Consider the following 12063-nt stretch of genomic DNA (forward strand, 5'->3'; position numbering starts at 1 on the left):
GCAGGGAGCCTGCGAGCCGCCACATACCGGCTTGCCCCGTGCGGACCCTGCTCGCGGCCTGTGGCGCCGGCGCCGCATGCACCGCTTGGCTTCCTCTTCGCCCGCAAAGCCGACCCCCCGGCAGCCTTCACTTCGAAGGCTACTCGCCGCCCTTCTGAACGAAACTTCGAACGAAGTCCTCGGCGTTCTCCTCCAGCACGTCGTCGATCTCGTCCAGGACGGAGTCCACGTCGTCGCTCAGCTTCTCGTGCCGCTCCTTGAGGTCGTCCGCGCCTTGCGCATCCTGCGCCTGCTCCTCGACCTCTTCGGTAGAGTGCGTCGCCTTCTGCTGGCCGCCACCGGTGTCCTTGGTTGCCATAACCCTCACCCCGCTCAGTTCGCCCGACATGGTCGACGGGTCGGCTTATCCGCCGATCGGTGATGATCAGACCCTACAAGCCGGGTCCGACATCGGCCCCGCAGTTTCCACAACGTGCGGGGGCCACCTCGATGATTCCCGGGCGGCAGGGTTTCCACCCTGTCCGCCCGGGGCGGTTCGGTTGCCCGCTGGTCCGCGGTTGACCGCACTCAGTTGCCGGACAGGACCCTGACCAGGTCTTCCGCGGTGCGGCAGCGGTCCAGGAGCTCCTTGACGTGATTTCGCGTTCCGCGTAGCGGTTCCAGGGTTGGAACGCGCTGCAGGGAGTCCCGGCCGGGCAGGTCGAAGATGACCGAGTCCCAGGAGGCTGCGGCGACGTCGTCCGCGTACTGCTCCAGACACCGTCCGCGGAAGTACGCCCTGGTGTCCTCCGGAGGACTCGTACGGGCCCTGTCGACCTCCGCCTCGTCCAGGAGTCGCTTCATGCGTCCACGGGCCGCCAGACGGTTGTACAGGCCCTTCTCGGCCCGCACGTCGGCGTACTGGAGGTCGACGAGGTGGAGCCGCGCGGCGTCCCAGTCGAGGGCGTCGCGACGGCGGTAGCCCTCCATCAGCTCGCGCTTGGCGACCCAGTCCAGCTCGCCGGCCAGACTCATCGGGTCGTTCTCCAGGCGGGTGAGGGTGTCCTCCCAGCGGACCAGGACGTCCTTGGTCTGGTCGTCCGCGTCCGCGCCGTAGCGATCCTCCACGTACTTGCGGGCCAGTTCGTAGTACTCCATCTGCAGCTGGACCGCGGTCAGGGTGCGCCCGCTGCGCAAGGTGACCTGCCGTTTGAGCGAGGGGTCGTGCGAGACCTGGTGGAGGGTGCGCACGGGCTGGTCCACCGCCAGGTCCACGGCGATGAAACCGTCCTCGATCATGGACAGCACCAGGGCGGTCGTGCCCAGCTTGAGGTAGGTGGAGATCTCGGAGAGGTTCGCGTCGCCGATGATCACATGCAGGCGCCGGTACTTCTCGGCGTCCGCGTGCGGCTCGTCGCGCGTGTTGATGATGGGGCGCTTGAGAGTGGTCTCCAGGCCCACCTCGACCTCGAAGTAGTCGGCCCGCTGGCTGATCTGGAAGCCGTGCTCGTGACCGTCCTGGCCGATGCCGACGCGGCCGGCGCCGGCGAAGACCTGGCGGGAGACGAAGAAGGGCGTGAGGTGGCGCACGATGTCCGAGAAGGGGGTCTCCCGCTTCATCAGGTAGTTCTCGTGCGTGCCGTAGGAGGCGCCCTTGTTGTCGGTGTTGTTCTTGTAGAGGTGGATCGGCTGGGCGCCGGGCAGCTGCGCGGCCCGTTCGGCGGCCTCGGCCATGATCCGTTCGCCGGCCTTGTCCCAGAGGACAGCGTCGCGGGGGTTGGTGACCTCGGGTGCGCTGTACTCGGGGTGGGCGTGGTCCACGTACAGCCGCGCGCCGTTGGTGAGGATCACGTTGGCCAGGCCGATGTCCTCGTCGGTGAGCTGGCTGGCGTCGGCGGCCTCCCGGGCGAGGTCGAAGCCACGCGCGTCGCGTAGCGGATTCTCCTCCTCGAAATCCCAGCGGGCCCGGCGGGCCCGGTGCATCGCCGCCGCGTAGGCATTGACGATCTGGGATGAGGTGAGCATGGCATTGGCGTTGGGGTGGCCGGGGACGGAAATCCCGTACTCCGTCTCGATGCCCATTACTCGCCGTACGGTCATGCGGCCCTCCTTGCCCGGCGGCACCCTCGGTCGTGGGCGCCGCTCACGTACCGCTGGCGCTCCGGTGCGTGTGCGGTGCCCGTCCCCGCACTGCGCGACTCGGCGGTAGGAACGAGCCTAGAACGCCTCTGCGCTGGTGGGGAGATCATTTGCGTCATTGGCTGCTCCGGTCGTGGCCGGAAAAACAGTCGGCTGCGGGTACCCACCGAGGGCACCCGCAGCCGCCCTGCCTTTACAGGTACTGACCGGTATTCGCCACCGTGTCGATGGAGCGTCCGGTGTCCGCGCCCTGCTTTCCGGTGATGAGGGTGCGGATGTACACGATCCGTTCGCCCTTCTTTCCGGAGATCCGGGCCCAGTCGTCGGGGTTGGTGGTGTTGGGCAGGTCCTCATTCTCCTTGAACTCGTCCACGCAGGCCTGGAGGAGGTGGGAGACGCGGAGGCCCTTCTGGTTCTTCTCCAGGAAGTCCTTGATCGCCATCTTCTTGGCGCGGCCCACGATGTTCTCGATCATGGCGCCGGAGTTGAAGTCCTTGAAGTAGAGGACCTCCTTGTCGCCATTGGCGTAGGTGACTTCCAGGAAGCGGTTCTCCTCGGATTCGGCGTACATGTGCTCGACCGCCGTCTGGATCATGCTCTGGACGGTGGTGGCCTTGTCGCCGCCATGCTCGTCAAGGTCGTCCGCGTGGAGCGGGAGACGCTCGGTGAGGTACTTGCCGAAGATGTCCTTGGCGGCCTCGGCGTCCGGACGCTCGATCTTGATCTTCACGTCGAGCCGTCCGGGGCGCAGGATGGCGGGGTCGATCATGTCCTCCCGGTTGGAGGCACCGATCACGACCACGTTCTCCAGGCCCTCCACCCCGTCGATCTCAGCGAGCAGCTGGGGGACGATGGTGTTCTCCACGTCCGAGCTGACGCCGGAGCCGCGGGTGCGGAACAGGGACTCCATCTCGTCGAAGAAGACGATGACGGGGGTGCCTTCACCGGCCTTTTCACGTGCCCGCTGGAAGACCAGGCGGATCTGCCGCTCGGTCTCGCCGACGTACTTGTTGAGCAGCTCCGGGCCCTTGATGTTCAGGAAGAAGCTCTTGCCGGCGGCTTGCCCGGTGACCTCGGCCACCTTCTTGGCGAGCGAGTTCGCGACGGCCTTGGCGATGAGCGTCTTGCCGCAGCCGGGGGGGCCGTAGAGCAGGACGCCCTTGGGTGGGCGGAGCTCGTGCTCCTTGAACAGGTCCGGGTAGAGATACGGCAGCTCGACCGCGTCGCGGATGGCCTCGATCTGGTTGCCGAGGCCACCGATCTGCTCGTAGCCGATGTCGGGGACCTCTTCGAGGACGAGTTCCTCGACTTCGCTCTTGGGGATGACCTCGTAGACGTAGCCGGAGCGCGGTTCGAGCAGGAGGGCGTCCCCGGCGCGGATGGTGACGTCCAGCAGCGGCTCGGCGAGCCGCACCACCCGCTCCTCGTCGGTGTGTCCCAGCACCAGGGCGCGTTCACCGTCCTCAAGGACCTCCTTGAGGGTGACGATGTCGCCGGCGCTCTCGAATTCCATGGCGTCGACCACGTTGAGCGCTTCGTTGAGCATGACTTCCTGGCCACGCCGCAGTTCATCCAGTTCGACGCTGGGACTGACGTTCACCCGGAGCTTACGGCCGCCGGTGAAGATGTCGGCGGTGCCGTCCTCGTTCGCCTGCAGGAAGACTCCGAAGCCGGCCGGCGGCTGGGCGAGCCGGTCGACTTCCTCCTTGAGGGCCACGATCTGGTCGCGGGCCTCGCGGAGGGTGTTGGCCAGTCGTTCGTTCTGGGCGGACACGCCGGCCAGGTTGGTCTGCAGCTCGACGATCCGCTCCTCGAGAATCCTCGTGTGTCGCGGAGAGTCGGCGAGCTTGCGTCGCAGGACGGCGATCTCCTGCTCAAGGTAGGCGATCTGCCCGGCCGGGTCTTCGGACCCGCGTCCCGGGCGGATGCCGCGGTTCATGTCGTCGTCGTGGGCTGCCACGGTCCTCACCTCCTCCAAGGGGAGCTGGACGCTTCCAGACCCTACCTGGGTGGGTGTCGATTGAAACCCCTAGATCACAAAGACTGTCAAGGTGTGTCGTCGGTCACCCGGCGCGTTCTCCCTCGCACGGAGTGAATACCCACTCAACGTGATGCGGAAGCAGCCTGTTCCAGGCTTGATGTGGTCAAAAACCTTCGCTACTGACCGGAGTTGCCCCTTCCGAGCTGTCCGACGTCCGAGCGTGGGAAGCCCGTGCAACCGCTTGTACGATCATCACGTAGAGCGACAGCTCCGGCGGGTGGGGTGACGCCGGCGGGTGGGGAGCGGCCGGACCCTGCGGCCAGGGTGCTGTCTCCCGGCCGGACGGTCGCCGCCCGGGGCGCCTCGGGCGGCGCCCCGGGGCCGGGGGAAAGTGGGCGGAATGCGGGCAGAGGTAGGGTCGGGTGTGTTCAACGACCGCGGGAGCGGACCCGGCCGGCCCTCGCGGCGCCGGACCCTTCCGGCGAACCGACGGCAGGAGAGATGACCGTGCAGCAGGAGGCCCCGGGCGGCGAGGCGCTGGAGGTCTGGATCGACCAGGACCTGTGTACGGGCGACGGGATCTGTGCCCAGTACGCCCCTGAGGTGTTCGAGCTGGACATCGACGGACTCGCCTATGTGAAGGGCGCGGACGACGAACTGCTCCAGGCCGAGGGGGCGGTGGCACCGGTGCCACTGCCGCTACTGACGGACGTGCTGGACTCGACGAGGGAGTGTCCTGGCGAGTGCATCCACGTGCGCCGGGTTTCCGACGGTGCCGAGGTCTACGGACCGGGTGCGGAGTGAGCCCGCTTCAGACGCCGAGTGCCCCGGCCGGAGTGGTGCGGACGAACACGCGCCCGTTCCACTGCCACTTGGCCGGGGTCTTCAGGTCGGGGCAGCAATTCGGCACGTCGTCAGAGGAGTAGCCGAGCAGGGTCGCACTCACCGCACGTGCGCGTACGGCGAGGTCGGTGACGGTGAGCCGCTCCCCGGGGGTCACGAGGGTGGCGACCACACGGGACGCGCCGCCGTCCTTGGCCCGGGTGAGGACGTAGACCGCGTCCGGCGGAGTACCCATGGCGGAGTCGCAGTGCACCACGGCGACGGTTTCCGGCCGGCCGTCCCCGTCGAGGTCTCCGGAGGCCTCCTTGGCCACCACCGCCTTCACCGGTCCGCAGTTCAGCGGGAAGGTCACTCCGCTGGTACGGGGTGGTACGACGGCCGCGGGGGCGGACTTGGCGTCCGAGCCGACGGCACCCTGGGCGGCCGTGGCCGACCCTGGCTGCAGGACCGGGGAGAGGGCCACGACACCCGCGACGGCGGTGGCCGTCGCGACCCAGTGGATGGGCCGGGTTCGGGTGTGGGCGAGCTCCGGTACGGCGGATTGCTGCACTAGGAGTGTCTCCTGTGAGGGCTGCCGGTGAGGATGGCCAGCATCGTGCCACACGTCACAGCACGGTGGAACGGCGGGGTCCGGAGTTTCCGCAGGCGGAGGCACACGCCCTGGGAGCCGTCGTCCAGACGGCGGCCCGGTTTACCTGGTTGCCTCTCAACACAGGGCCGCCGTGGCCGGGTTCCCGTCGGTCAGTGGGGAACTCAGCCACGGCGGCCTTGCGTTGTACTGGGGTGTGACCGATCAGCGGCCGGCTCCGCCATCGGCATTCGGACCGGCGTAGTCCTCACCGTAGGCGCCCTTGGCGGGGCGGCGACGGCGCATGGGCGGCTCGACGCCGTCGGCCAGCCGGCGGGCGGTGAGCAGGAAACCGGTGTGGCCGATCATCCGGTGGTCCGGACGGACGGCCAGTCCCTCGATGTGCCAGTTGCGAATCATGGTTTCCCAGGCGGTCGGCTCGTTGAAGCAGCCGATCTCCCGGATAGATTCCACGGTCCGGGCGAGCTGGGTGGTGGTGGCCACATAGCAGCACAGGATGCCGCCCGGGACGAGTGCCTTGGAGACGGCCTCCAGGCACTCCCAAGGGGCGAGCATGTCGAGGATGACCCGGTCGACATCGGTGTCGGACAGATTGTCCTGCAGATCGCCGACGGTGAGCTGCCAGGCGGGGTGCGGGCCACCGAAGTAGCGCTCGACGTTCTGCCGGGCGATCTCAGCGAAGTCGTCACGGCGCTCGTAGGAGTGCAGCATGCCCTGGTCGCCGATGGCCCGCAGGAGGAAGCTGCTGAGCGAGCCGGAGCCGACACCGGCCTCCACGACGCGCGCGCCGGGGAAGATGTCGGCGAAGGCGAGGATCTGCCCCGCGTCCTTGGGATAGACGACGGCTGCCCCGCGGGGCATGGACAGGACGTAGTCGGGGAGCAGGGGGCGCAGCGCGAGGTAGGCCACGTTGCCGGTGGTGCGGACAACGCTGCCCTCGGGAGCACCGATCAGTTCGTCGTGCGGGAAGGAACCCTTGTGGGTGTGGAAGTTCTTCCCGGCTTCGAGCGTGAACGTGTAGTGGCGGCCCTTGGGGTCGGTCAGCTGTACCTGGTCCCCGACCTTGAAGGGCCCGCGCCTGCGGGCAGCACCGGTCGGTTCGGACATGTGACCAGCGTACCGGCACCGACGGGGGGGCGCCGACCACGAGGCTACGTGGGACGGGCCATGGCTCGCACGAAGGCACGCTCGACATCGGCGGCGGACAGGACGCCGTAGATCTCGCCGGTCTCCTCGACCACCAGGTACTCGGTGGCGGGGGTCGCGCGCAGTACGTCCAGCAGGTCCTCCCCGGCCAGCTCGGCGGAGACGCGCATGCCGTCGGTCAGTTCCTGGGCGAGGCCGCTGACCGCCACCCAGGGGCGGCGGTGCTCGGGCACTCCGACGATGGCGGCCTCACGGACGACGGAGACGGCGTTGCCGTCGGCGTCCACGACGACCAGGGCGCGGGCGCCGACGGCGTTGGCACGGCGCAGCGCCTCGGACAGCGGGGTGTCGGTCTGGACCGGTACGGCGCGTCGGGTCAGGGCTCGGGCGCGCAGTTCGGGAAGGTGTTCGCGCAGCCGGGCCATGCGCAGGCTGTTGCCGGCGCCGGTCCAGATGATGGCGGCCAGGATGGCGGCGAGCAGGGCGTCGGTCACGGTGTCCATGCCGTTCACGTCGCTGCCGCCGCCGAAGGTACCGGACGAGTTGAGCAGCGGCAGGCCGATGAGGACGGAGACGGCCAGGGCACGGCCGACCCAGGCGGCAGCGACGGTGCCGCTCATCGGCTTGCCGGTGATCTTCCAGACGACGGCGCGGAGCATTCTGCCGCCGTCGAGGGGGAGGCCGGGCAGGAGGTTGAAGACCGCCACGATGAGGTTGGAGACCATCAGGCCGGCGAGGAGAACACCGGGGACGGTGCCGGGCTGGACGGGCTTCATGGCGAGGTAGAACAACCCGGCGAGGGCGAGGGAGAGCAGCGGTCCGACGAAGGCCAGGACGAACTCCCGGCCCGGGGTCTCGGCCTCCTTCTCGATCTCGGAGACACCACCGAAGAACTGCAACTGGATGCGGCGGACCGGGAGCTTGAAGCGGATCGCGGCGACCGTGTGGGCGAGTTCGTGGACCAGGACGGAAGCGTAGAAGGCGACCGCGAAGAACAGGGACACCAGATAGCGGGCCGCGCCCAGTTCGGGCAGCACCCGGTCGAGCTGGCCGCCGAAGACCCAGGTGATCAGCGCGGCGACGAGGAACCAGCTGGGCGCCACATAGACCGGCACGCCGAAGGGGCGGCCCATCAGGATGCCGCCGCCCAGCTCCTTGGGCCGTGATCGGGGCGGCTCGTCCTTGGTGGTGCCGGAATGGGCCAGGGAGCGGTGTTCGGAGGAGTGTGGGCGGGTGGCGCCACCCGCGTCGTGGGTGGGGGCGCCGGTACCGGTGCCGTGGCCCGGGCGGCCCGTGCCGTCGTTGTCCTCCGCGCCGGGATCCGGCCGGGGGGTGGAAGCCCGGGGTTCCGTGCCGTCCTCCCGTCCTACGGCGCCCTCCCGGGAGCCACCGGTGCCGTCCTCCCGTCCTGCGGCGGGCTCCCAGGGCTGCGCAGCGGGCTCCGGCCGTGCCGAGGCTTCCTGGGGCTCCGGGGTCGTGGCAGCGCCCCGGAGGGCCTCGTCGCCGTCCGGGTGCCGGTCCGGCTGAGGAGCGGCCCGGCGGGGCACGGAAGTCCCGTGGAGCTCGGGCCCGGGCCCGGGGCGGTCGGTGGGTCCGGTCGCCGGGGCCGTAGGACCCGCGGGGCGCTCGGCCGGCTCGTCGTCGCCGGACCGCGGCTGCCCGTTCCCGCCGCTCACGTCCACGGTGTCCCCTCGTTCGAAGCGTCTTCCGCACCTGGTGGGCGGAAGGGTCTCTCGTCGATGGTATGCGGCCGTGGTGGCACGTTACGCCCCGGCACCCCTCGTGTTCGCTTCGTGGTCGCACCGCCGACGTGGCCGGCGGGCGGGCATTGTCGGTGGCGGGCCGTAGGGTCTGTGGGCATGGACAGCAGCATCGAGGAGGCGGGAGCCCTGCCGGGCGGCGCCGCACAGACGGGATCGGATGTGGCGCCGGCCCGGGCGGCCCCGCCGAGCCCCTCGGCGCACACGGCCGCGGAGCCCGTGGCGGACCGGGCGGCGCAGTCGTCGGCGGACGGGACGGCCACGGCGGGCCCGGTGGCGGGCGGCGGGACCGGCAGCGCCGCCCGGAGCACGGGGAACCCGGTGACGGACGGCACCGGCGAGGAGCGTGTCGCCATGGCACCGACCTCTCTGTCGCCGTCCCGGGCCAGTGACTTCATGCAGTGTCCGTTGCTGTACCGGTTCCGGGTGATCGACCGGCTGCCGGAGAAACCGAGTCCGGCCGCAGCCCGGGGGACGCTGGTGCACGCCGTGCTGGAGCGTTTGTTCGACACGCCCGCCGGGGAGCGCACCGCGCCGCGGGCGAAGGCGCTGGTCCCTGGGCAGTGGGACCGGTTGCGGGAGAGCCGGCCGGAGGTGACCGAGCTGTTCGCCGACGACCCGACCGGAGAACGGCTGGCCCAATGGCTCGCCGAGGCGGAGCAGCTGGTGGAACGCTGGTTCACGCTGGAGGATCCGGCACGACTGGAGCCTGCCGAGCGGGAGCTGTTCGTGGAGGCCGAACTGGAGTCGGGCCTGAGGCTGCGCGGCATCATCGACCGCGTGGACGTGGCTCCGACCGGCGAGGTGCGGATCGTCGACTACAAGACCGGCAAGGCACCGCGGCCCGAGTACGCCGAGGGCGCACTCTTCCAGATGAAGTTCTACGCCCTCGTCGTCTGGCGGCTGAAGCAGGTGGTTCCGCGCCGGCTGCAGCTGGTCTACCTCGGCAGCGGGGACGTGCTGACGTACGACCCCGTCCCCGCCGATCTGGAGCGGGTGGAACGGAAGTTGCACGCGCTGTGGGAGGCCATCAGGCGGGCCACGGAAACCGGTGCCTGGCGGCCCCGGCCGACGAAGCTGTGCGGGTGGTGCGACCACCAGGCGCGCTGCCCGGAGTTCGGGGGCACTCCCCCGCCGTATCCACTGCCGGTGAGGGCGGACGGGTCCGGGACGGGTGCGCAGGGCAGAATGGGGCCGGACTAGCGAAGGAGTGTCACGTGGCCATCCGTGTCCTATTGGTCGACGACCAGCCGCTGCTGCGTACCGGGTTCAGGATGATCTTGGAGGCGGAGCAAGACATCGCGGTCGTGGGCGAGGCTGGTGACGGCCTCCAGGCCCTCGACCAGGTCCGGGCCCTGCAGCCGGACGTCGTGCTGATGGACATCCGTATGCCGCGGATGGACGGGGTGGAGGCGACCCGGCAGATCACCGGCCCCGGCCGGGACGGCCCGGCGAAGGTGCTGGTGCTGACCACGTTCGACCTGGATGAGTACGTGGTGGAGGCGTTGCGCGCCGGTGCCAGCGGGTTCCTGCTGAAAGACGTGCCCGCCAACGAACTGGTGCAGGCGATCCGGGTGGTGGCCGCCGGCGAGGCGATGCTCGCGCCCAGTATCACTCGCCGCTTGCTGGACAAGTACGCCACGCATCTGCCCTCCGGTGAGGAGCCGGTACCGGACACCCTCAACACGCTGACCGACCGTGAGGTGGAGGTGCTCAAGCTGGTGGCGCGCGGACTGTCCAACGCCGAGATCGCCGCGGACCTGTTCGTCAGCGAAACCACCGTCAAGACGCACGTGGGACACGTACTGACGAAACTCGGGCTGCGGGACCGAGTGCAGGCGGCGGTGTACGCCTACGAGAGCGGGTTGGTGCGCCCCGGCGCGCAGTAGCTGCGGTACGACGGCGAAGGGCGCCCCTCTCCACGAGTGAGGGGCGCCCTTCGCCGTGTGCGGTGTCAGCTCTTGCGGAGTTCCCAGAACCGGAACACCGTCGATGCGTCCAGGCAGTACCCCAGGCCGTAGACGCCGTCGCGGGCGACGGCGTACTGCTTGGCCTGCCAGACCGGCAGGATGGGCAGTTCGTCGGCGACGATGTCCTGCAGCTCTCCGAATTCCTTGTCGGTCGCACCCCGGTTGCTCTGTGCGGCCGTGCCGGGGATGAGCGTGCCGGTGATGGTGCGGTTGCTGTAGTTGTTGTCGAGCACGTTGCCCTTGCCGAAGAAGGGTGCCGTGAAGTTGTCGGGGTCCGGGTAGTCGGGCACCCAGCCCTTCACGTAGACGCCGTACTTGCCCTTGGCGATGTCCTTCTCGTACTGGTCAAAGGCAACCGACTTCACGTCGGCGTCGAACAGCCCGCTGGCGTTGAGCTGGCCGGCGATGGCCTTCAGCTCCTGGTCGGTGGCGGGGCCGTAGCGGGACGGCGTGGACCACAGGGTGAGCTTGACCTTCCCGGTGATGCCATCGGCCTGCAGGGCCGCGGCTGCCTTGGCTCGGGAGGGACGGGCGCCGTAGGTGTCGAAGAAGGCGGCGTTGTGGCCGGTGATGCCCGCCGGGATGATCGAGTACAGCGGGGTGGCGGTGCCCTGGTAGACGTTCCTGATCAGGGCGTCACGGTCGAGGAGGTAGGCCATGGCCTTGCGGACGCCGAGCTTGCCGGCGACCGGGTCCTTGATGTTGAAGACCAGGTGCTGGATCTCGGCGCTGCTGCCCTCGATGACGTCGATGCCCTTGTTGCCGTCCTGCTGGTCGAGGCCGGCGATGTCCTTGGCAGTCAGTCCTCGGTAGGCGATGTCGATGCCGCCGTCGAGGAGGGACTTCTTCAGGGCGGCGCGGTCCCCGTGGAAGAACTTGAGCGTGACTCCGGAGTTGCTGACCTCGGCGCTGCCCTTGTAGTTGCCGTTGACCGAGAAGACCGCCTGGCCCTTGTCGAAGGAGTCCAGCTTGTAGGGCCCGGAGCCGACCGCCTTGTGGTCGGTGCGCAGGCGGTCCGGGTCGTACTGGCGGTGGTCAACGATCGAGCCGGCGCCAGAGGCGATCTTGCTGGGGAAGGTGGCGTCGGGGGCCGTGAGGTGGAAGACGACCGTCTTCGCGTCCGGGGCCTCGACCCTGCCGAGCATCGGGAACATGATCGCGGGCCCCGCGGGGTCGTTGATCTTCATCAGGCGGTCGAAGGAGAACTTCACGTCCTGTGAGGTGAGGGAGTCCCCGTTGCTGAACTTCAGGCCGTCCCTCAGCTCGCATCGGTACACCGTGGCCCGGGTGTCGGTGAAGTCGCACTCCTTCGCCAGTTCGGGCTCGGGTTCGGTAGCTCCCTTGGGGAAGGCGAGCAGTGATTGGAAGACGTTGTTGAACAACAGCCAGGAGCCGGGGTCGTAGCCGGATGCCGGGTCCGTGGCCAGGACGTCGTCGGACATCCCCATCACCACTGAGGAGCCGGTGCCCGCGGAGCCATCGCTCTCCGAGCCACAGCCGGTCAACATTCCGGAGGCAAGCCCCACCGCGAGGGGAAGGACTGGCCAATGGTTGCGCACGTTCACTTGCAGGTGCCTTGTCGTTGGTTCGTCCCAGGGCCCCCGGTCCCTGGCTCCGGTTTCCGGGGCCCTGTTCACGTGGCCCCCGGATGCGGGG

The 12063-nt window shown here is 69.2% G+C and carries 10 protein-coding genes; 3 read left to right on the forward strand and 7 right to left on the reverse strand.

What is annotated here, in order from left to right:
* Positions 1-139: 139 nt before the first annotated feature.
* The 3 genes from LK06_RS05025 to arc all read right to left on the reverse strand — a co-directional run bounded on the left by LK06_RS05025 (position 140) and on the right by arc (position 4078).
* The gene (locus LK06_RS05025; RefSeq protein WP_039648744.1) at positions 140-358 is read right to left on the reverse strand and encodes a ubiquitin-like protein Pup; all 219 of its coding nucleotides are present in this window, start codon (positions 356-358) and stop codon (positions 140-142) included.
* Between the two features lie 209 nt (positions 359-567).
* Positions 568-2079, reverse strand: a complete 1512-nt coding sequence (dop, locus tag LK06_RS05030) for a depupylase/deamidase Dop (protein ID WP_342351823.1) — start codon at positions 2077-2079, stop codon at positions 568-570.
* 232 nt (positions 2080-2311) lie between these two features.
* Positions 2312-4078, reverse strand: a complete 1767-nt coding sequence (gene arc, locus LK06_RS05035) for a proteasome ATPase (protein ID WP_039648742.1) — start codon at positions 4076-4078, stop codon at positions 2312-2314.
* Positions 4079-4600: 522 nt separating this feature from the next.
* On the opposite strand from arc, the gene LK06_RS05045 reads away from it, so the two are divergent.
* Entirely contained in the window at positions 4601-4903 is a 303-nt protein-coding gene (locus LK06_RS05045; RefSeq protein ID WP_039648741.1) for a ferredoxin, read from the forward strand.
* Positions 4904-4910: 7 nt separating this feature from the next.
* On the opposite strand, the gene LK06_RS05050 is transcribed toward LK06_RS05045, so the two are convergent.
* The 3 genes from LK06_RS05050 to LK06_RS05060 form a co-directional block, all read right to left on the reverse strand.
* A complete protein-coding gene (locus LK06_RS05050; RefSeq protein ID WP_039648740.1) occupies positions 4911-5492 on the reverse strand; it encodes a hypothetical protein in 582 nt (193 codons plus the stop codon).
* A gap of 243 nt (positions 5493-5735) precedes the next feature.
* Positions 5736-6638, reverse strand: coding sequence for a tRNA (adenine-N1)-methyltransferase (locus LK06_RS05055; protein WP_039648739.1), 903 nt, complete (start codon positions 6636-6638; stop codon positions 5736-5738).
* Positions 6639-6682: 44 nt separating this feature from the next.
* Positions 6683-8359 carry a site-2 protease family protein gene (locus LK06_RS05060; RefSeq protein ID WP_043433697.1) on the reverse strand — a complete coding sequence of 559 codons (1677 nt, stop codon included), beginning with the start codon at positions 8357-8359 and terminating at the stop codon, positions 6683-6685.
* A 177-nt stretch (positions 8360-8536) separates the two neighbouring features.
* Here LK06_RS05060 and LK06_RS05070 point away from each other — a divergent pair, with 177 nt between their 5' ends.
* Positions 8537-9640 carry a RecB family exonuclease gene (locus tag LK06_RS05070; RefSeq protein WP_234367363.1) on the forward strand — a complete coding sequence of 368 codons (1104 nt, stop codon included), beginning with the start codon at positions 8537-8539 and terminating at the stop codon, positions 9638-9640.
* A gap of 14 nt (positions 9641-9654) precedes the next feature.
* A complete protein-coding gene (locus tag LK06_RS05075) occupies positions 9655-10326 on the forward strand; it encodes a response regulator (RefSeq protein ID WP_039648737.1) in 672 nt (223 codons plus the stop codon).
* Between the two features lie 65 nt (positions 10327-10391).
* Here LK06_RS05075 and LK06_RS05080 read toward each other — a convergent pair whose 3' ends face one another.
* A complete protein-coding gene (locus LK06_RS05080; protein WP_039648736.1) occupies positions 10392-11972 on the reverse strand; it encodes an ABC transporter substrate-binding protein in 1581 nt (526 codons plus the stop codon).
* Positions 11973-12063 lie beyond the last annotated feature (91 nt).

The organism is Streptomyces pluripotens (assembly GCF_000802245.2).
In the GTDB taxonomy this organism is placed as follows: domain Bacteria; phylum Actinomycetota; class Actinomycetes; order Streptomycetales; family Streptomycetaceae; genus Streptomyces; species Streptomyces pluripotens.